General features: G+C 49.9%; 18 protein-coding genes. 14 read left to right on the top strand and 4 right to left on the bottom strand.

The window, feature by feature from the left end; translation table 11 throughout:
- Window positions 1-49: 49 nt before the first annotated feature.
- Complete coding sequence (gene metK, locus G8770_RS17100; RefSeq protein WP_167189645.1) at window positions 50-1,267, bottom strand: methionine adenosyltransferase; 1,218 nt, start codon at window positions 1,265-1,267, stop codon at window positions 50-52.
- Between the two features lie 269 nt (window positions 1,268-1,536).
- Between metK and G8770_RS17105 the strand changes: the two genes are divergently transcribed.
- From G8770_RS17105 to G8770_RS17145, 9 genes are all read left to right on the top strand, one after another.
- A complete protein-coding gene (locus G8770_RS17105) occupies window positions 1,537-2,283 on the top strand; it encodes a hypothetical protein (protein WP_167189650.1) in 747 nt (248 codons plus the stop codon).
- Window positions 2,284-2,356: 73 nt separating this feature from the next.
- On the top strand, window positions 2,357-3,625 hold the full coding sequence (locus tag G8770_RS17110; protein WP_167189653.1) for an acyl-CoA dehydrogenase family protein: 1,269 nt from the start codon (window positions 2,357-2,359) through the stop codon (window positions 3,623-3,625).
- Window positions 3,626-3,739: 114 nt separating this feature from the next.
- Entirely contained in the window at window positions 3,740-4,573 is an 834-nt protein-coding gene (locus G8770_RS17115) for a maleate cis-trans isomerase family protein (protein WP_167189656.1), read from the top strand.
- Between the two features lie 134 nt (window positions 4,574-4,707).
- The gene (locus G8770_RS17120; protein ID WP_167189659.1) at window positions 4,708-5,928 is read left to right on the top strand and encodes an MFS transporter; all 1,221 of its coding nucleotides are present in this window, start codon (window positions 4,708-4,710) and stop codon (window positions 5,926-5,928) included.
- Window positions 5,929-5,945: 17 nt separating this feature from the next.
- Window positions 5,946-6,722: a maleate cis-trans isomerase family protein gene (locus G8770_RS17125; RefSeq protein WP_167189662.1), complete on the top strand. Its 777-nt coding sequence runs from the start codon at window positions 5,946-5,948 to the stop codon at window positions 6,720-6,722.
- A gap of 129 nt (window positions 6,723-6,851) precedes the next feature.
- A complete protein-coding gene (locus G8770_RS17130) occupies window positions 6,852-7,034 on the top strand; it encodes a PCP reductase family protein (protein WP_167189666.1) in 183 nt (60 codons plus the stop codon).
- A gap of 27 nt (window positions 7,035-7,061) precedes the next feature.
- Window positions 7,062-8,510: an amidase gene (locus tag G8770_RS17135; RefSeq protein ID WP_167189669.1), complete on the top strand. Its 1,449-nt coding sequence runs from the start codon at window positions 7,062-7,064 to the stop codon at window positions 8,508-8,510.
- A gap of 141 nt (window positions 8,511-8,651) precedes the next feature.
- Window positions 8,652-9,623, top strand: a complete 972-nt coding sequence (locus G8770_RS17140; protein WP_167189672.1) for a hypothetical protein — start codon at window positions 8,652-8,654, stop codon at window positions 9,621-9,623.
- A gap of 439 nt (window positions 9,624-10,062) precedes the next feature.
- Entirely contained in the window at window positions 10,063-12,591 is a 2,529-nt protein-coding gene (locus tag G8770_RS17145) for a TonB-dependent receptor (RefSeq protein WP_167189675.1), read from the top strand.
- Between the two features lie 129 nt (window positions 12,592-12,720).
- Here G8770_RS17145 and G8770_RS17150 read toward each other — a convergent pair whose 3' ends face one another.
- From G8770_RS17150 to G8770_RS17160, 3 genes are read right to left on the bottom strand one after another with little or no spacing between them, the layout of a single operon-like run.
- Entirely contained in the window at window positions 12,721-13,527 is an 807-nt protein-coding gene (locus tag G8770_RS17150; RefSeq protein ID WP_167189677.1) for a hypothetical protein, read from the bottom strand.
- A gap of 38 nt (window positions 13,528-13,565) precedes the next feature.
- Window positions 13,566-14,375 carry an SDR family NAD(P)-dependent oxidoreductase gene (locus G8770_RS17155; RefSeq protein WP_167189680.1) on the bottom strand — a complete coding sequence of 270 codons (810 nt, stop codon included), beginning with the start codon at window positions 14,373-14,375 and terminating at the stop codon, window positions 13,566-13,568.
- Between the two features lie 16 nt (window positions 14,376-14,391).
- On the bottom strand, window positions 14,392-15,252 hold the full coding sequence (locus tag G8770_RS17160; RefSeq protein ID WP_167189683.1) for an NAD-dependent epimerase/dehydratase family protein: 861 nt from the start codon (window positions 15,250-15,252) through the stop codon (window positions 14,392-14,394).
- Between the two features lie 172 nt (window positions 15,253-15,424).
- Between G8770_RS17160 and G8770_RS17165 the strand changes: the two genes are divergently transcribed.
- The 5 genes from G8770_RS17165 to G8770_RS17185 all read left to right on the top strand — a co-directional run bounded on the left by G8770_RS17165 (window position 15,425) and on the right by G8770_RS17185 (window position 19,570).
- Window positions 15,425-16,453 (top strand): alpha/beta fold hydrolase, encoded by a 1,029-nt coding sequence (locus G8770_RS17165; RefSeq protein ID WP_167189685.1) that lies wholly within the window; start codon window positions 15,425-15,427, stop codon window positions 16,451-16,453.
- A 147-nt stretch (window positions 16,454-16,600) separates the two neighbouring features.
- Window positions 16,601-17,806, top strand: a complete 1,206-nt coding sequence (locus G8770_RS17170; RefSeq protein ID WP_243760542.1) for a CaiB/BaiF CoA transferase family protein — start codon at window positions 16,601-16,603, stop codon at window positions 17,804-17,806.
- Window positions 17,806-18,729, top strand: coding sequence for a hydroxymethylglutaryl-CoA lyase (locus G8770_RS17175; RefSeq protein ID WP_167189688.1), 924 nt, complete (start codon window positions 17,806-17,808; stop codon window positions 18,727-18,729). The genes G8770_RS17170 and G8770_RS17175 overlap by 1 nt, the downstream gene beginning before the upstream one ends.
- A 102-nt stretch (window positions 18,730-18,831) precedes the next feature.
- Window positions 18,832-18,975: a hypothetical protein gene (locus G8770_RS17180; protein WP_167189691.1), complete on the top strand. Its 144-nt coding sequence runs from the start codon at window positions 18,832-18,834 to the stop codon at window positions 18,973-18,975.
- 112 nt (window positions 18,976-19,087) lie between these two features.
- Entirely contained in the window at window positions 19,088-19,570 is a 483-nt protein-coding gene (locus G8770_RS17185) for a DUF2141 domain-containing protein (protein WP_167189694.1), read from the top strand.
- Window positions 19,571-19,586 lie beyond the last annotated feature (16 nt).

A 19,586-nucleotide genomic window follows, 5' to 3' on the forward strand; every position in this document is an offset into this window, starting at 1 on the left:
CGCACTACGGCATTGGGTTGATGTAAAAAATGTAGGGGTCTGGTGTGTTTTAACGGCCAATGGCAATTTTTAATGCATCCACCTTGTCTGTTTTTTCCCAGGTAAAAGCCGTAAAAGTGTCGGATTTCTGTTCGCCATTTTCTTCCCAGGTGTAGGTGTGCTCGAAGGGTTCGCGACCGAAGTGTCCATAGGACGCGGTCAGCTGGTACATGGGGTGTTGCAGATCCAGCACCCGAGTAATGGCGTAGGGACGCAGGTCGAAGACTTCGCGAATCGCGTCAATTAATTGCTGATCGGTCACTTTGCCAGTACCAAAGGTATTAACAGAAATGGAAGTGGGTTCTGCCACGCCAATGGCATAAGACACCTGGATTTCACAGCGGTCGGCCAAACCTGCCGCCACCACGTTTTTCGCTACATAGCGTCCGGCATAAGCCGCAGAACGATCCACTTTAGAAGGATCCTTGCCGGAAAACGCGCCGCCACCATGACGAGCCATGCCGCCGTAGGTGTCGACGATGATTTTACGGCCGGTGACACCGGCATCACCAACGGGGCCGCCAATCACAAAGTTCCCGGTAGGGTTGATATGGTACTGAGTGTGTTCGTGCAGCAGCTCGGCTGGCAGTACTTCCAGAATGATGTTTTCCATCACCGCCTTTTTCAATTCTTGCTGAGAAATGCCCGGATTATGTTGTGTGGACAGCACTACAGCGTCGATTGCGGCCGGCTTGCCATTGTCGTCATAGCGGATGGTGACCTGGCTTTTGGCGTCCGGTCGCAGCCAGTTCAGGATGCCGTTCTTACGCAGGTAGGCTTGCCGCTCTACCAGGCGGTGTGAGTAATACACAGGAGCGGGCATTAACGATGGGGTTTCATTGGTCGCGTAGCCGAACATCAGGCCCTGATCGCCAGCGCCCTGATCTTCGGGCTTCAAGCGATCCACTCCCTGGTTGATGTCGACCGACTGTTTGCCAATGGCATTGAGGACAGCGCAGGTGGCGCCGTCGTAACCCACATCAGAATTGTTGTAGCCAATGCCGGTAATGACGTCACGGATAATATCTTCCAAATCGACGTAGCAACTGGTCGTGACTTCTCCGGCAACCATCGCCATACCGGTCTTAACCAGAGTTTCTACCGCAACACGGGCCTGGCGGTCGCGGGCGATGATGGCATCCAGTACGGCATCAGAAATCTGGTCGGCCATTTTATCAGGGTGACCTTCGGACACGGACTCCGAAGTAAAAATTGAATATTCAGACATAGTTATCTTCTACCTTGTTAGGGGAAACGGGGGCTGTGGCAGACGCGCTGTCACCAGCTTGAGTTCAGTCTACCCATCTGGATCTATATCAAAATATTTTGATATAGATTTTTTTGAGAATTCTCAAATTTACTTCTTTGCCAGCTTTTTCTTTTTATTGGTTCATTTTTAAAGCGACAATGGAGTCATCGGGTTTTTGCGGATTATCAATGTTTGCAAACAGCAATCGCCGCATCATGGCAACCATCAACATAAAAGGACAATTTCCCATGAGTGAGTTATCCCTGCCTCGACAACTTTGGGGTGAAACCCTGGACAAGCTGGTCAACGGTCTGCAACTGACAGAAGTGTTGGGCGATGACGGTGGTTCTTATATGTCATTGCAAAGCCAGGCACCGTTTGCCAATGGCGAAGTAGGCAATGTGCGTGTTTTCAAAGGAGATCACATACATCAGGTGGTGACCTGCTCCTTGGTGGTGCCGGCTATTCATCTGGATTCGCACATGTTATTTGCGTTTATGCCGCCTGAGAGTCCGGTACCACATTTCACCCTGGACTCTGTCAGCGGTGGAGAGCACTTTGCTTTCCATTTGGACCTGATTCCGCGTGTCGACCTGGGAGCGCACCTGGACTATATGGACGCGGTGTTTACGCCCTTGACTGAGCTGTTGCAGACGGGACGCGCCGTAGAAGGGCTATCACCGGCTCAATTGGATCCCCGCCAGTACGCGGTGATGTCGCCGTGGATGTTCGTGTCTCGTGCAACCGCCGATGCATTCCAGCAAATTCACAATATCGTCGATGGATACCTGGATCACTGGCTTACGCTGGTAGGTCAGGGCGTGTCGCCCGCTGCGTTGGGCGGTGCAGATGCCCAGCAGCTGGCCGAGCGCGACCAGCGCAACAAAGCCATCATTTTTGATCCCAATGTGGATAAGGTCTGGAATCAGATACAAGGCTTGATTGGCGAGCAGGCGTGTCTGGAGTTGCGCACTCTGTTGAAAGCAAGCAGTTGATTTCCACCCATTGGGGTTCGGGCCTGCATCGACTGGATGTCAGGCACAGTGTGATAAATACGGGATGTCTATTATGAAGCTGACTGGTGAATACCTGGTTGAAAATATGGAGCCGATGGCTCGCAGCCGGGCTGAAGTGGTTGAATCAGTGTTGCCCATTGTGCGTGAAATGGCGAGGGAAGTTGATGAAAAGGCCGCGTTTCATATGCCTCACGTCAAAACCTTCAGTGATTCAGGCCTGCTGGGACTTATTATTCCGCAGCAGTACGGTGGCCTGGGAGGGGACTTAAAGGATTTGTCGGCTGCCTGTTTTGCGTTGGGAACGGCTTGTCCGTCTACTGCATTGGCTTTTTTCTTTCATTGCAGTGCAGCATCACGAGGCTTGCTTGCCATGGAGGCGCTGGAAGAAGGATTGTTCAGTGAGGAAGAAGCGCCGATAGTACGGCGTTTTGCTGAGCAGGTGCTCTATGGCATGGGCCGTGATGGTTTGTGGTTTGCAAATTTCGCTTCCGAGTCGGTGAAGTCTGAACAGGCCGCCGTCACCATCAGTACTACCGCCAAAAAAGTGGAAGGCGGATACCTGCTCAATGGGGTGAAAAGCTTTGGCACCGGCACGGGGGTGGCGGACCGCTATCTGGTCACCGCCAGTCTGGAGGGCTATGACACGGCGGAAGGACTGTGCACGTTTTTTGTTGACCGTGAAGGTGATGGGGTGAATTCAAGAGCGCCCTGGAATGCCATGGGCATGCGCGGCTCAAGCTCCAATGGCATTGTACTGGAAAATTATTTTGTTCCGGACGACAAGGCATTGGCCATTCCCGGGGCTTTCACGCGCTGTATGCAAATGAGTCGAGGCAGTTTTGTGGGTAACCAAATGGCGGCCATCTGTGGTTATGCCGGGGCCGCTTTCAGCGCCTACCGCCATGCCCTTGATTCTCTCACCAGTAAGAAATTTGCTGACACCGGCAAGCCAATCGGTTCGGCACCTTTCCAGCAGGAATTGATTGGCAAAATGATGGTGGATCTTGAAACAGCGCTACTCTGGTTGCGCCGTCAACTGGAACTGGAAACCAGTGAGCCACCCTTGCTGCCCAAGCATGATGTCGTGAAACAATGGCGTTTGTGTAAAGGGGTCGTGGCCGAGGCGGGGTTCAGTGTTGCGGTTAACGCGCTAAAAGCCAGCGGTACCTCCGGCACCATGGGCGATCCTGCACGCTACCTGCGCGAGTTGGCCATGGGCATAGTGCAGGCCTTCCCGGCAGAACGAGGACGCTTAATGGCGGCACAAATGGAAGTCGAAGGTAGTGAGCAGAGTCAGTTTGGGGTGGGTAATAGAGAATAATTCACTCATCGAGAGTGATAAATAATAAATCAATATTTTTTCTGTTTTTGAATGGGATGGTCTTAACCTGTGGCACAGGTTTGAAGGCTATGGCGTTACCTTTAGGAGTCAAAAATGACGTTTCCAGAAAATTTTGACCTGAGTCGTACCCGCGATCGAGATCAAAAAACCAACGGGCATCAGGATAATTATATCGGTCATCGCGGTAAAATCGGTGTCATCATCCCTTCGACGAATACTTCAGTTGAGTACGATTGCCAACGTATTATTCCTCGTGGCGTCAGCTGGCATTTTTCGCGTTTCATGATTGAGCATGCAGACCTCAGTGATGACGATAATTTTATGCGGTTTTTGGAAATGCTACGACAGACCATTGGTGATTCCATCGCGTCACTTAAAACCTGTAAGCCGGATCACGTGATGATGGGCATGTCTGCGGAAACCTTCTGGGGCGGCATTAAGGGTAATGATGGTTTTGTCGATCGTATCCAGGAAATGGTCGGCGAAGATACCGGCCTGACCACCGGTGCCAATGCGGTGATTGCCGCTCTGGAAGCGCTCGGAGTATCAGGCAATACCAACAAGCGTATTTCGGTGTTGACGCCTTATCAGCCGATTGGCGATAAAAATGTGCGCTTGTTTTTTGAAGACTCGGGCTATGAGATACACCGAGTGCATGGGCTTAAGTGCGAAAATGCCCACGACGCTATTGCCCTGGTCTCTGAGCATCAGGTGTTGGATTTAATTCACGAGCTGGATGCCGACAATGTGGACGCCATCGTGCAGGTGGGCACCAATCTTTCTACCGCCGGTATTTTTCCAGTGGTGGAGAAAATGCTGCAAAAGCCAGTGCTGCCTATCAATGTGGCTACTGTCTGGCATGCGCTTAGGTCCTGTGGCGTTAAAGATCAATATGACAATATGGGTCGGTTATTCGAAGAAAACTGATCAGTATCGAATCTTTTTTAGTAAAGAGCAAGGCAATACCTTGGCGCCGGGCAAGAGTGGATAACCTCTCTCTTGACAGCGAGCTCGGACCGGCTGCTTAAGCAGACCCAATACTGGATACGTTGGAACAGTGTATGTTAATTGCCTTTGTGGTGGTTTTGTTGGATATGATCGGCTTTGGCATGATGGTGCCGATCCTTGCGTTTTATGCATTGCGTTTGGGGGCCGGTCCTGAATTAGCCACCTTCTGTATGGCACTGTATGTTATCGGTATGTTTTTCAGCACACCTTTGTTGGGACGCCTGTCGGATTATTACGGCCGTAAACCAGTGCTGATGATCAGCATGGCGGGATCGGTTATTGGCTATGTCATTCTTGGCTTTGCGGACACCGTCTGGATGATTGCGTTAAGCCGGCTGGTCAGTGGTTTGATGGCGGGTAATGTGGCGGCCGCTCAAGCCTATGTAACGGACATCAGTACTCCGGAAAATCGGGCCAAGGGCATGGGATTGATTGGTGCCGCATTGGGGCTTGGTTTTATCATTGGCCCTCTGCTCGGTTCTTTCCTGGCCGGTGACAGCTTCGAAACCGCCAATTTACAATTGCCCGCTATGGTTGCCGCAGGTCTGTCGTTTGTTGCTTTATTAATGGTACTGCTGGTGATGAAGGAAAGCTTATCCGCTGAGAGTCGTACTGCTCTGCAGCAGGAGAAACGCGTTAGTCAGTGGCAAGCATTTTATCAGGTAGTCCAGCACCCGGTGATTCTGTTGCTGGTGTGTGGTGGTTTGACTTACAACGTCGCAGCCGGCCTGGGTGAGTCAATTTTTCCTATCTGGACCGAGGCTGTCGAAGTTGCCAAAGGCCCCCGCGACCTGATGCCCATGTTGTTGACCGCAGGGATCGCCATGGTCATTGTCCAGGCAGGGTTAATTGGTCCCTTGACTCGACGTTTTGGCGAAACCCGTTTGCTGTTGAGTGGGGCAGTGTTATTCACACTGGCGATGCTGGGGATGACCTTTGCCGGCAGAATGGCCAGTGTGGTCGGTGTGATGGGGGCACTGGCGGTGCAGTCGGTGGGCGCTGCCATGATTCTCACGTCCATGCAGAGTCTGGTATCGCAATGTGCGACGCCGACCAATCGAGGTACGGTATTGGGTGTCTACAGCTCAATAGGGACTTTGGGGCGTGCCATTGGGACCTCTGCCACCGGCGCAGTATTTGCCAATCTGGGGGTGCAGAGCCCGTATTATTTTTCGGCCACCAGCACACTCTTGCTGGTGGTGTTGGCGCTGTTTGTCATAGGGCGTTGGCAGAGCTACAAGCTCAACGCCGAGCCAGTGTCGCAGGCTATTTAACCTAAGCAGAGGGTATTATGGACAATTATCAAATAGCCCGTCGGGCACAGATCGGGGTCATCATCCCGTCCACGAACACGGGGGTCGAATACGATTTACAAAAATTCATCCTCGATGGCGTCAGTTGGCATCCGTCAAGGTTTTGGATAGAACTGCGCAATTGGGCCGATGAGGTAGATGAGACCGGTGACGATGAAAATGCCGTGTTTGAGCGTTTTCTCGATATTATGCGTGGCGAAATTCCCATCTCCTTACGCAATGTCATGTCGGCCAAGGTTAATCACATCATGCTGGGAATGTCGGCGGAAACCTTCTGGGGGGGCGTCGAGGGAAATATTGCCTTTGAAAATGCCGTGCGGGAACACATTGGTGATGTGAGCCTGACCACTGGCGCTACAGCCACGCGGGAAGCGCTGGAGTGCTTTGGAGCCAAGCGGATTTCGGTCATCACGCCTTACCCTCAGGTGGGTGATGATAATGTACGTCAGTACTTCACTGAAATCGGCTATGAAGTAAAACACGTAAAGGGCCTCAATCGGCCGTCGGCGACCGCCATTGCTGAAACACCCATACAGGATGTTCTGGCAGCGGTTCGCGAAGTGGATGGCGATGATGTTGATGCCATCATTCAGTGTGGCACCAATCTGTCCACCGTTGATTTGTTTCCGGTGTTGGAGCACACCTTGCAGAAGCCTTTGATCCCGATCAATGTCGCCACCGTCTGGCATGCCCTGCGTGCCTGTGGCATTAATGACAAGGTAACCGGTAAGGGTAGATTGCTGGAAGAATTCTAAGTTGCATTTAGAGGTTGTTACTGAAGAAAAAAATGACTTTTCGCATATTACTCGGTAGCACAATCAGTAGACTGGATCATCAGTCACAATAAGACAGCTAAAACGACGATAACATCTGGGAGTGTGATTATGAGCAATGTTGAGCTTGAGTGGGATATATTCGCCGAAGAATCTTTAAAAATGGCTCCGATTTTCGTTCGCTCAAAAATCAAAAAGCGAGTGGAAGAGGCCGCTCTTGAGCAGGGCATTGCCGTAATCACCTGTGAGTTCATGAACGAATTACAAAAGAATGAGCGCGGCGACGTTAATTAAACGTCCTTCCAGACAGGGTAGCGGATCATGGAGAGGCTCACACAGGTGTTGGATGATTCCTTGCTGCTGACGTCGGCTACGGACCAGGCCGCCTGGTTGGCCTGCGGAAATATCACCAGTGAACACCTGACCCTGGCAACCCTTGAGGCCATTGATCGTCGGGATGGGCAGCTAAACAGCTACACCTGCCTTCAGCCTGATGAGGCACTCAGAGCGGCTCGAGCGTCGGATCAGCGTCGAAGTCAAGGTTTAACGCTGTCTCCACTGGATGGACTGACACTGGCTGTGAGCGATAACATCGATGTTGCTGGTATGGTGACAAGGTGCGGCATGGATGGCCCTAAAATGCTGAGCCCGGCTCTGCAAGATGCTTTTGTGGTAGAGCGATTGCGGGCCGCCGGCATGGTGATTCTCGGTAAACTGCACGTTCAGGAGAGCCCGTCTAGCGACGTGCTTGGCGAGGCATATCCAGTTCGTTGTTACAATCCCCATAAGCTGTCTCATGCCGCTGGGGGGTTAAATGGGGGTTGTGGTGCGGCTGTCGCCGCCGGTTTATGCAGCTTTGCCGTGGGTACCGACACCTTGGGAGCCCTGCGTATTCCCGCCAGTTATTGTGGTGTCACGGCGATTAAGCCCAGCGCAGGAACGGTGAGTACGGTTGGCAGTTTCAGGCTCAGTCGTCGTTTGGACCATGTCGGCCCACTGGCTAAAACCCCGCAAGATCTCTACCTCATTTTACCCTACATGATGGCGATCGATCCTAACTGTGTCGGTTCCAGACCATTATTGTTGCCGAAACGTCCCGTGCGTGTGCGTGATCTTTCCCTGGGGGCATTTCAAGGCTTGGATCAGTGGGGGTTGATCCCAGAAATAGCGACAACATATGATGCTGCGCTAGAGCTGTTTGCAGAATTTGGGGCACACATACAGAACTGCGATTGGGGGGATTACCCGGGTGATCAATACCAATCTGCAGGACTGACCCTGTGTGAAGCGGAGATCGGCGTTGAGTATGGTGGTAAATTGTTGGGATTGCCCAACGCTTTGCCAGAGAAACTACAACGCATGATCAGTCGCGGCCAAAAAATTATGGCCGCCGACGTGATAGTTGCGGATCGTCTGCTGGATGAGAGTGTGTCAAGGTTGCAAAAGGCTTTGGTGAAAAATGATTTTTTATTAATGCCGACCAGTTTACAGGCTGCTTTTAATTTCAAGGAGCCCGTACCAGCATTACAAACCTGCCTCACCAGTATTGCCAATTTCAGTGGTCACCCCGCCGTCAGTGTACCAATGGGCTGGTCGAAAGATGGCCTGCCGTTGGGGCTTCAGATCATCGGTAATCATGGCAGTGATATGCAACTGTTAAGGTTGGCTCAATGGTTTGAAAAGCAGGCTGGGCTGAATATGCGTCCGCTTCACCTCAATCATGAGACAGATCAGTGGGGCGCGCGGTTACAGTATGGACAGCTTCATTAGCCACATTGAAGCTGCAATTTAGCTTGACTACAGGCAGTAATCGTTGTTTTCAAATGGTTTTTTATGGGTATGTTATCTGCATTAAATATAACGTGTTGTTGATTCAATAAAAATCTTACTATGGAACAAAAGAGGTAATCTATGACTGCGCAGATCGCGGTAAGTAAAGGGGTAGATAAAGCTTGGTACTATTCAGCACCCATGGTTGGTCTGCTGGCTTTTAGTTGGGTGGTACTTGAAAAGATGATTGCACATATGTATTTGGTTACCTTGATTTACGCCGGAATACCGATGGCAATTTCTTACGCTATTGCTATTGTTTTGGGCGCTTTGGGCTTGCATCTGGTCTGGCGGGGACTGTCACAGAGCAATGAAGTGAAAGCTACCTGGTTAGGTTATATGGGTGGCGCCCTGATATGGGTTTTTTGGTTTGAAATGTACTTACATTTTATTGGAGCGGAAAATAATTTCGCATTGGCCAAAACTGCAGAAGGCATCGCTTACCTGGATAAGACAGCTGTTGGTGCTTTATTCAGTGGTGACACCAGCATTCCCCGGCCGTATTTTATGGGAGAACATGTATTCCTACAGAGCAGCTCGCTGTTCTGTCTCATGATGATGGTCTACATGGGAATGAATAAGGACATTCGCTGTCGCTTGATTTTGTGGGTGCGTAATTTGTTTGGCTTGCGAACCGGGGCACCCAGTCGGGGTTACAAACCTCAATATGCGCGAGTGGCGGCTTCCGAGGTTATGTTCGTCAACTGGTTTATGTACATCCTGATGCTGTTGGTCAATGATGAGAGATTGCTGGGCCTGCACCACTGGATGACCTATGTGATTACTGCTGTTGTGGCTGGATGGGCAGTGTATATCCTCTGGAAACAGAGTAAGCAGAAGGAAGTTGGTCTGGCCATACGCTATGCCATTGCCGTAGGGGGAGTGTTTTGGTACTTGCCAGAGCAAGCGGTATTGTGGGAATGGTTCAAAGAGCCTTGGGTATACTACCTGGACTTTCCCACCACCTCATTGTTGATTATTACAGCGTACATCGGCTTAATGCTTATGTTTTGGAAAACACCGGTTAATCCTGATACCGGAAAATCTTACTAAGCCCAATTCATTGGTATAACCAACATTTCACAGGTATAACCGACATCTCACAGGTATAACCGACATCTCACAGGTATAACCGACATCTCACAGGTATAACCGACATCATTTTTGGTGTCGGTTTTTTGCGTTTAACAATAATAATTTCGACCGCGCTGACGCAAGTTTTTAATTTTAAGAAAGAACGTGGCGACACCTTTTGGTGCTTCACTTTTTATTATTCACCAGTTTGATGCATGATTTTATTTGGTCTGTTAGAGCCAGTGGTTTGGATCAGTCCGGCTTCGAGCAATTATTGATAAATGTCATCTTTTACTTTTTTTAACATTTTTGAAATGCAGCCGCCAAGATAGTCTGGTTGCAGTTGTTGAGGAGATTGAGGTACATCCTGCAGCAACGGGTTGATAAATAAATCTAAAGATTTGAGTAGGGCAAAATCATGAATCTTAGAAATAAATTGTTCTTAGCGGTTGCTGCATTTTCGTCGTATAGTTCAGTCGAAGTGTTGGCACAATCTACATCCGATTATTTGATCGAAGAGGTGGTGGTAACTGCCCGTAAGCGTGCTGAGAACCTTCAGACCGTACCATTGGCAATTGATGCAATATCTGCAAGTAAATTAAGAGAAAAAAATATCCAGGACCTGCAATCCGTCGCCAAGCTGACGCCGGGTCTGGTGTTCGATGTTGGTTTGCTGCCGAATGATACTCGTCCAGTCATTCGAGGTTTGTCCGCGGACCGTGGCCGACCCAATGTGGCAGTACTGGTGGATGGAATCGATATCTCCAGTGAAGCCATGACCACTGCCGGCGGCGGTAGTAGTGCCAACGTGGCACTTATGGACCTGGAACGTGTTGAAGTGGTTAAAGGCCCGCAGAGTGTGCTTTACGGCCGTGGGGCTTTTACTGGTGCCATCAACTACGTCACCAAGCGTCCCAGCCATGAGACAGACATCCATATGGATGTCGATATGGATGAGTATAATTCGCACAGTCTGAAATTTGGCGCTGCTGGCACCATGATTGAGGATGTGTTGGCGGGCGGAATCAACCTGGCTTACGCCCGAGGCGAAGGCACCTATGAAAACCCCAATACCGGTGGCGAATTAGGTGGCAGTGAAATGACGGGCGCAGCCCTCAGTTTTAACTGGACGCCGACAGATACCTTTTCGGCATTTACTCGTCTGGAATACTCCGAACAAAAATACACCTCGCGGCCGATCGTCTTTGCGCGGTCACTGGATAATGCGGTTGCTGACCCATTTGCGGACCCATTTTTGATCGGCAGCCTGGCTGACGGGGCGACCTGGAGCGGTGTTCCGGGTACCAGCGGTTGCGGGGCGGTGCCAAATTATTCCGACACGTGTCGACCACACCTGACAGGTCCAATCGGTACCCATGCCAAAGAGTCTGATATTGACTTGTCGCCAAACCCAGAGACTGGCAATGATTTCGAAGGCACCAACAGTGAGAATTTTCGAACGCACCTGGAGTTGTCCTGGGATTTAGATGATAACTACAATGTGATCTCTCTGACGGGTTACAATAAAAACAATTCCTACATTCAGGAAGACTTTGACGTATCCAACTACACCTTGGTCTCTTTTCCACCTTATGCCTCCCAAATCGGCTTCTCTGCTGATTCGGACAGCAGTCATGAAATGGAGCAGTTCAGTCAGGAGTTGCGTTTGTCCTTCACCAGCGAAAACTGGGACTGGATGGTAAGCGCCATGTATTGGCACGAAGAACTGACTTCTACTCTGGGAGCGGCCTGGTGGCTTCGTGATGGAGCGGATGTAGATACTTTGTTGCCGTATCTGATGCCTGCTGGTATCTCGGAAATTAATACTGATCCAAATTTTAGTGCGGTGATCCCAATGTACCGGGAAACCAAGCACGCTTCGATTGCGGGCTCTGTTGCTTATCGGATCAATCAGGCACTGCGTGTTACTTTAGAGGCTCGCTACCTGACTGAAGATATCGATTACCAAGGCTCAGCCGATGATCAGACTATCCACGGTGCTTTTGTTTACCCTACGTTTGGCTTGATGACCGAGAATTCACGCAGTGATGAAGCTTTCTTGCCCCGCTTGACGTTGGATTGGCAAATTAATGATGACGTCTTTGCCTATGGTAACGTAGCCACCGGCTTTAAACCCGGCGGTGTTTCAACCACCGGTGCCAGTGGTGACATGCGTACAGGCGAATACGATCCTGAAAAACTGACCGCGTTTGAGATTGGTGTAAAAAGCCTGTGGCTGGATAAGAGTTTACAGGTCAACGGCGCTGTGTTCCATAACGTCTATACCGACCAGCAGATCCCGTTTAACTACACCAACGCCTGGGGCGTTTTGAACACCTCTATTGCTAACGCAGGTGAGTCGCAAAGTACGGGTTTTGAAGTGGATGTTCAGTATAACGTTAACCAGAATTTTTCGTTGTGGATGTCTTACACATACTCAGATGCTGAGTTCAAAGACTTTAACTTAAGTGATGCTATTCAGGGCCAGGTTGATGGCTTTGGCCGGTCACTTGAAGTGTCCACCATGGAGAAAATCGAAGCGGGTAATGTAGAAGGTGACTTCTCCGGTAAGTCGCTGCCGTTCTCTGCCAAACACGCCGCTAATGTGGGTGTTCGTTTTGAGGATCAAGTCGGTGTGGATATGGACTACTTTGTAGAGCTATCTGGCACCTACCAATCCAAGCGTTATATCGAGAAAGGTAATCAGGGCTGGATTCCGGAGTACACACTTTGGGATCTATCCGCTGGTTTACGCAGTGATCAGTGGAGCGCCATCCTCTATGTGGATAACGTTCTGGATGATGATACCCCTCGATCAGTGTTAGGTAACCCGGATTATGGTCATATGCCATTGACCATGTCTGGCCTGGGCTTGACCTTCGGGGCGAATGTAACCTTGCCTGAACCGCGTACGGCAGGCATTCGTTTCAATTACGAGTTTTACTGATAGCTTATAATTGTTAGAGCCAAAAAAAACCTGGGAGTAAGACCCCAGGTTTTTTTATGTCTTTTGATTGGTGCTTAAGAAGAAAAGGAAACACCTGCTCTCAGAAGTAGCAGGTGTTTTAGCAGAAAGTTAGTAGAGTTTTGTGTTCGCCATTTGCTGTTTGCCCATACGTAAATCCAGCATGGTTTGTACCTGGTCTTTACCAAACACGTTCTCGGCCAACGCATTCATAGGATCCCGCTCGTAACCGAGTTGACGGATTTTATGACTGTAGGCCTGCAGCGAAGCCTGTTCTTCCTGAGGTACAGGCTTGGCATTTTTTACCCATCCCAGCCAGTGGTCCAGCATGCGATAGGCGTAAGCTTCCAGAGTGTCGATATTCTCATCGTTCAGTTCTGCCGTCAGGCTTTGCGTGGAGGGATTTACCATGCTCCTCATGTAAGTGCCGTGGCTGACATTCCACTGAAAATTGTTATTGCCACGTAATTGCAAATAGTCTTCGTTGATGGCTTGGTAGTAGGTGTCGAGATAGTCGGTATCCACCATGATGTTGCGACGCGGAGTGAAATCGAAGTAAAAGAACAGTGATGGAATGGTGCCAAATACCATGACAAAGTTTGGTACATCAATGGCCGCACTCGGAAAACAGGTAGCGTTCATGTCGAGGATTGAGGCCTTGCGATTACCTAGCCATGAATTCACCAGCCAGTCACAATCTGAGCTGGACCACGCCTGGAAAGAGCCTTCGAACTCGCCATTGGGGGAAGTGTAGTATTCCCGTCCAACACAGCCAGGATCTAATTTAAGTTCAGTAAATTGTTCAGCAATTTTGGTTTTAACATCGGTCAGGATGGTGAAACAACGATCCCAGTAACGGCTGACATCTACATTGGGATTCTCGGCCAGAAATTCATGAATGGATTTAGTATCGGACATTCGTTTTTGCCTTTTATGGTTTTGATAAATTGTTTGTTCTATGAAGTGGACTGGGCGGAAACTTCCGGGAATTTGTCCTCAGGCGCTTTAAATAACGCGCTCAGCATGCGCCAAGAGATCTTGCCACCGGTTAACCAGGATATTTTGCTACCGCTCTTTTGACACATGAGCATACGTTCGGCCAAGTAGGGACAAACCGTATCAACAGAATCTGACAGAATGTTCATCATTTTGCGGTTTTTGTGGAAGTTATCGGGATCTTCCTGGATTTCACGGATAATGGCTTCCGTTACTACCATGCCTGGACGAACTTTGCCGATAATTAAAGGCGTTTCTTGCAGCTCTTTGACCAGGGCATCGGTCACATAGTCCAGTCCGCGCTTGGTGGATCCGTAGATACCCATGCCAGGGAAATACTCACCATTGGAGCCGCCACCGAGGATGTTGAATATTTTTCCCTGCCCCTGGGTCAACATGCCCTTAACCGCGATTTGAAGAGCGTACAAAGTGCCTTTCAAATTGGTGTTGACCATCTTTTCTACATCGTCGATTGAGTAGTCGATGATTTTTTCAGTGGTTCTGGCAAAGCCGGCATTATTGATCCAAATGTCAATCGGGCCGAGCGTGTCTATGGAAAAATCCCACAGTGCCTGCAGCTCACCGGGTTGAGAAATGTCACATTGACGACCAAAAGATTTTCCTTTGGACTTCGCGAGTGCTGATAGAGCAGAATCCAGGGCAGCGCTATCGCGGCCACAGATAACGACATTATGACCGAGATCGGCAAACGCTGTTGCGAGCCCGAATCCAATCCCCTGAGTGCTTCCGGTTATAACGATGTTTGCCATCGTAGCGTGCTCCTTATCAGCTGTGTACTTGACGATAGACGCTGTTCGGGTCGGAATGCTGCACACTGTATCCGCTGGCATAGAGCTTGTCCGCGGAGATTCTTTGAGAAGGGGCCTTGATATGGTTGGTGTACTCCAGATCGGAAAGTCCCTGTTCGCGACAAATCGCATCAAACACTTCTGCATTGGTGCCAGGAAGACTGAGGTTATCACACACGTTATAGATACCATTCAGCTGCTTTTCCAGAGCATGCAGGATCGCTTGAACCACATCTTCGAAGTGGATAGAGTAGAGCAGGGCCTCGCGACCAAACAGTATTTTTCCTCCAAAAAACTCGTGTGCCATTTTGACACGTTCACTAAAACTCATATCCCCAGGTGCACCGTACATATCCGGGAAGCGCAGCACACAACCCTTTTCATGCCTTAATACCTCTGCTTCAGCCAGTTGATAATATTTCGAAGATGGCTCTTCATGATTGGCAGTAGGACTGTCTTCAGTAATGTCTTGTTCAACCTGGGTGCCATCGCCATAGACAGAAAACGAAGAACAGAACAGCGACGGAGTCTCTGAATCCGCTACATTTCGACAGGTCTCAAGCAGGGTTTGCTGGTAATGTTGGTGACGTTCCTCAATGGTTTTGGTGTTTTTCACATTGGGTGCAACGGTAATAATGACATAATCCACGGAGCGGGCGGCATCGATCACCGCGTCACGATCGCTGCCTTGCAGAACGATGATCTCATCCGCGCATTGTTGCAGGCTTTCGACTTTGGCAGGAGTGGTGGTGGTACCAGTGACCACATGGCCCTGCTGTCGCAATGTTGTTGCCAGAGCTTTGCCAATATGCCCCATACCCAGAATTAATATTTTCATTCACAGCCTCATTTATACGGATGACTTTAGTCTTTGGTTTGTCATTGTTAACGATAGATTTTCCAGAGGCAGCAACCATGATAAATATCAAAAAAGTTCTTTATACGCATAGAGTTAGAGCTACACAGTGTGATATTTGTAGGGTTTGAAAACGACTCAGCGAGGCAACAGCATGGCGGTGATTTGGCGAGGAATAAAATACACCTTGTTAATGGCAGTGGTGGCAGTACTGTTATCAATAGTATGGGTGCTGATCAGAGGTTCGGAGTTATCCCCCGAACGGCTGCAAGAGCGCCATTATGACTTCGATGTCCAGTCAATGGATATCGATGGCGTGCGTGTGCATTACCAGGATGTTGGTGAGGGTCCGGTATTGCTGTTAATACACTCGCACTTCTTCGCCATGACCCAGTGGGATCAATGGGTCCCGGCGTTGAGTCAACACTATCGTGTCATCCGCTATGACATGCGAAGCCATGGACTGACAGGGCCTGATCCGGTCGGGGATTACAGTATGGCGTCATCGCAACAGTTGGTGCAGCAGTTACTGCAGCGGCTGGACGTGGACCGTTTCAGTGTGGTGGGCACGTCTCTGGGTGGCAATGTCGCTTTCCACTTGGCTGCCGGTCTGCCGCAGCGCGTCGAAAAGCTGGTGTTAATCAATTCCGGTGGCCTGAAACGTGACAATGCCCGTTCCGGTACGATACCGGGCTGGGTGGACTACGCTGTTTATTTGATTCCGCGTTGGGCCTATAAAAATTTTTTGCAGTGGATGGTCATTGATGATCAGCTCGTAACCGATGCGAATGTAGACGAGTTTTACGATATGTTCCGGCGTCAGGGCAATCGGCCGGGCGAGATGGAGCGTTTGCGTGATTTTAACGTCGGCGAACCCGATGCCCTGTTGGCCAGTATTGCCGCACCCACGCTGGTGCTGTGGGGTGAGGAAAATCCACAGCTGCCTTCAGGTCTGGCGTATGACTTTCAGGATAGGTTAACCAACAGCGCCTGTGTTTGGGTCAAACTCTATCCGGGAATAGGGCATGTACTACCCATTGAGTCTCCCGAAGAAGGCGTGACGGATGTTCTGGCGTTTCTGCAGGACAAGCCTTTGCCAGACATGCGCTCGGTGAGCATAAAAGCCAAAGGACAGCAGCTGGTTGCCACAGATACAGATGTGGTCAATTCCGTGTGTCTGTAAAGCCAGGCAATGGCGAGGTGTCTTTAAGACGCTTTGCCATTCTTATACAAGTCTGACATAAATCAAAAATCATCCTGAAAAATTCTGAAATGCTGGCGCCAACGCGGTTTAATAACCTCCAAATTCAAGTGTATAAAAAGAGGTTTTATGCCGATGAAAAAAGCATTGGAAGGCGTCAGGATTCTTGATCTGACCCATATGTTATCCGGCCCGTACGGCACCATGCTACTGGCCGATCTCGGTGCCGATATGATCAAGGTAGAGCCGTTAGAGGGAGAGGGAACCCGTAAGCTGCTGGCCACCGATCCGGACAATTCAATAGATGGCTTTGGTGCTTATTTCATTACCCTGAATCGTAACAAGCGCAGTGTGGCCCTCAATCTCAAATCCGAAGAAGGCAAGCGGGTCTTCTACGATCTGGTCAAAACCGCCGATGTGGTGTTCAGTAATTTTGGCCCCGGTGTGCCCGAGAGATTAGGCATTGACTACGATACGCTGTCTGAAATTAACCCTCGCATTATCACCTGCTGTGTGTCGGGCTTTGGCTCCGATGGCCCCGGGGCGAAGCGTCCCGCCTTTGATCAGGTGGCGCAAGCCTATGGTGGTGGTATGTCGATCACCGGCATTGATCCAGCAGATCCTGTGCGTTCTGGTATACCCACCGGTGACCTGGGGGGGGGCATGTTTGCGGTAATGGGGGTCTTGGCCGCCTTATATGAACGTTCAGTCAGTGGCCAGGGTCAGCATGTGGATATTTCCATGGTGGATTGTCAGGTATCTATGTTGAATTACATGGCCACCATGTTTTTCCTCAGTGGCAACAATCCCTTCCCGATTGGTAACGCGCACTTCGTTCATGTGCCTTATAACAGCTACAAAACCGCGGATGGCTTCCTGATCATCGCCGTCATTACGGACAACTTCTGGCAGAACCTGAAGCAGGTGGTGAATGAACCGGCGTTCGACAAACCGGAATATGATGGTCAGCCGGGACGGTTTGCGGACAAAGATTTTATTGATCGTCGGCTGGGCGAAATCTTTTCCACCAACACCACGGATTTTTGGCTGGAACAGTTGGAAGAAAAGCGCATTCCCTGTGCACCGATCAACAATTTCGAACGCGCCCTGAGCGATCCCCAATTGTTGCACCGCAACATGGTGGTGGATATTGAGCACCCCAATGGAAAACGCACGCAGGCGCCGGGTAATCCGATCAAGCTGTCGCGCACCCACGAAGACAGTTTTACCGCAGCGCCTCACATTGGTCAGCACACGGATGATATCCTCAAGGGATTGCTGAACTACAGCGACAGTCAATTGGCCGAACTGCGCGCCAGTAAGGCGATCAAGTAATGGCGGGCGAGCGTTGGGTACAAATCAACGATGTAGGCCCGCGTGATGGCTTGCAGAACCAGTCGGCGCATCTCAGTGTCGAACAGCGGGTACAGTTGATTTGTGGCTTGATTGAAGCCGGTGTGCCGTCTATTGAAGTGGGCAGTTTTGTGTCTCCGAAAGCGGTCCCTGCGATGGTGGGTTGCGCCGATATTTTATCGGCTTTGTCGGTTTTGAAAGGTGTTGATTATCAGGTATTGATTCCGAATTTGAAGGGTTATCTATTGGCCAGAGACGCGGGTGCTAAAAGCGTCATGATGGTAGTTTGCTCCACTGAAACGATGAATCAAAAAAATGTCGGTCTGAGTGTGGAGCAGTCTGTAGCTGCAGCGGCCGAGATTGTTCGTCAAGCTCAGCAAGACGGCATCAAAGTCCAGGCGTGTACGGCAGTTGCCTGGGAATGTCCGTTTGAAGGGAAAACGCCGGAGCCGAGTGTTTTTCAGCTCACGGACCGCTTGTCTGCAATGGGTGTTGACGAATTGATTATCGCTGACACTATCGGGGCTGCCAATCCTGACAGTGTACATGCGTTAATGTCACGCCTGATAGAACGTGAAGGTGCAGAGCGCTTAACTTGCCACTTTCATGATACACGAGCGATGGGAATGGCAAACGTGTACGCAGCATTGATGGCAGGAATACGAAAATTTGATGCTTCAGTCGGGGGCTTGGGCGGTTGTCCTTTTGCGCCGGGTGCTACGGGTAATGTCGCCACAGAAGACGTCGTTATGATGCTGCATCAAATGGGGTATCGTACCGGTATCGATTTGCCCAGGCTGATGGCTGTAGGTAAACAGGCGGGTGCCATGCTGAATATCGAAACGGGAGGCCGGGCTGATCGATGGCGCTGTCTGGAGTTGGAAAAAGGCAAAACACTGTGTTAAGTGAAGTCTCTTAACGAACGTCGAACCTCTTGATGATAGAACAGAATGGAGTTGCGCCTGATGGCCAAAACCCTCTTCGATAATGTCTGGGATTGACATTGTGTGAGTGCCGTTGCTGATGGCAAGTCCCTGAGGTTACTGCAGGGTCTGGATGCTATCGATGTTACCCTGATTCAGAAGCCAGAGATCAGCAAGTTTGAGTTACAACATAAAGCTCGACTCCCCTGGTTGTTTGAGGACTTATAGGCGAGTCATGGGTCTGACGACCTTTGCTTAATGCATTTGCATATTTCTGTTTGGCATACAGCCAAAGTTCATAAAAGTAATTTCAACAAAGTTATAAAAAGGAGCTTATTGAATGAAACGTTTAAAGTCATTGTTATTATGTTGCGCCACCGCAGTGTCCTTTCAGGTGTCGGCTCAAACATCAACCCAGGCGGAAACGGGTACCGATATTAAAGATAATGCTGGAACGGCGTCGCTGAAACTTGAAATCACTCCCTTTGAAACTACTGTCGGACGTATTGTCATATCCATCTTCAACAGTCCTGATACATTCTTCAGCCCTGACAAATTCAGATACCATGAGCTGAATGTGGCCGAGAGCATTGTGAATGGCAAGGTGTCAACTACCTTTGAATTACCGGTTGGTGAGTATGCGGTAGCGGTATATCACGATAGTAATGATAACGGGAAGATGGATACGAACTTTATTGGCATTCCGGAAGAACCCAGTGGCATGTCCAATGGCCATGTCCCTAAATTTGGACCACCTCGTTATGATGCCTCAAAAATTCAATTGCCTGCTGAGGGGTTGGTCGAAGTGATCCATTTAAACTGATTTAATGTGTGAGCTT

It is taken from the genome of Pseudomaricurvus hydrocarbonicus (genome assembly GCF_011602365.1).
Taxonomy (GTDB): domain Bacteria; phylum Pseudomonadota; class Gammaproteobacteria; order Pseudomonadales; family Cellvibrionaceae; genus Pseudomaricurvus; species Pseudomaricurvus hydrocarbonicus.

Excerpts from the sequence above, each read along its gene's own strand:
- metK (WP_167189645.1), bottom strand. The coding sequence starts at position 1,267 with ATGTCTGAATATTCAATTTTTACTTCGGAGTCCGTGTCCGAAGGTCAC.
- G8770_RS17115 (WP_167189656.1), top strand. The coding sequence starts at position 3,740 with ATGACGTTTCCAGAAAATTTTGACCTGAGTCGTACCCGCGATCGAGAT.
- G8770_RS17110 (WP_167189653.1), top strand. The coding sequence starts at position 2,357 with ATGAAGCTGACTGGTGAATACCTGGTTGAAAATATGGAGCCGATGGCT.
- G8770_RS17120 (WP_167189659.1), top strand. The coding sequence starts at position 4,708 with ATGTTAATTGCCTTTGTGGTGGTTTTGTTGGATATGATCGGCTTTGGC.
- G8770_RS17185 (WP_167189694.1), top strand. The coding sequence starts at position 19,088 with ATGAAACGTTTAAAGTCATTGTTATTATGTTGCGCCACCGCAGTGTCC.
- G8770_RS17140 (WP_167189672.1), top strand. The coding sequence starts at position 8,652 with ATGACTGCGCAGATCGCGGTAAGTAAAGGGGTAGATAAAGCTTGGTAC.
- G8770_RS17145 (WP_167189675.1), top strand. The coding sequence starts at position 10,063 with ATGAATCTTAGAAATAAATTGTTCTTAGCGGTTGCTGCATTTTCGTCG.
- G8770_RS17165 (WP_167189685.1), top strand. The coding sequence starts at position 15,425 with ATGGCGGTGATTTGGCGAGGAATAAAATACACCTTGTTAATGGCAGTG.
- G8770_RS17130 (WP_167189666.1), top strand. The coding sequence starts at position 6,852 with ATGAGCAATGTTGAGCTTGAGTGGGATATATTCGCCGAAGAATCTTTA.
- G8770_RS17175 (WP_167189688.1), top strand. The coding sequence starts at position 17,806 with ATGGCGGGCGAGCGTTGGGTACAAATCAACGATGTAGGCCCGCGTGAT.
- G8770_RS17150 (WP_167189677.1), bottom strand. The coding sequence starts at position 13,527 with ATGTCCGATACTAAATCCATTCATGAATTTCTGGCCGAGAATCCCAAT.
- G8770_RS17160 (WP_167189683.1), bottom strand. The coding sequence starts at position 15,252 with ATGAAAATATTAATTCTGGGTATGGGGCATATTGGCAAAGCTCTGGCA.
- G8770_RS17125 (WP_167189662.1), top strand. The coding sequence starts at position 5,946 with ATGGACAATTATCAAATAGCCCGTCGGGCACAGATCGGGGTCATCATC.
- G8770_RS17155 (WP_167189680.1), bottom strand. The coding sequence starts at position 14,375 with ATGGCAAACATCGTTATAACCGGAAGCACTCAGGGGATTGGATTCGGG.
- G8770_RS17135 (WP_167189669.1), top strand. The coding sequence starts at position 7,062 with ATGGAGAGGCTCACACAGGTGTTGGATGATTCCTTGCTGCTGACGTCG.
- G8770_RS17170 (WP_243760542.1), top strand. The coding sequence starts at position 16,601 with ATGCCGATGAAAAAAGCATTGGAAGGCGTCAGGATTCTTGATCTGACC.
- G8770_RS17105 (WP_167189650.1), top strand. The coding sequence starts at position 1,537 with ATGAGTGAGTTATCCCTGCCTCGACAACTTTGGGGTGAAACCCTGGAC.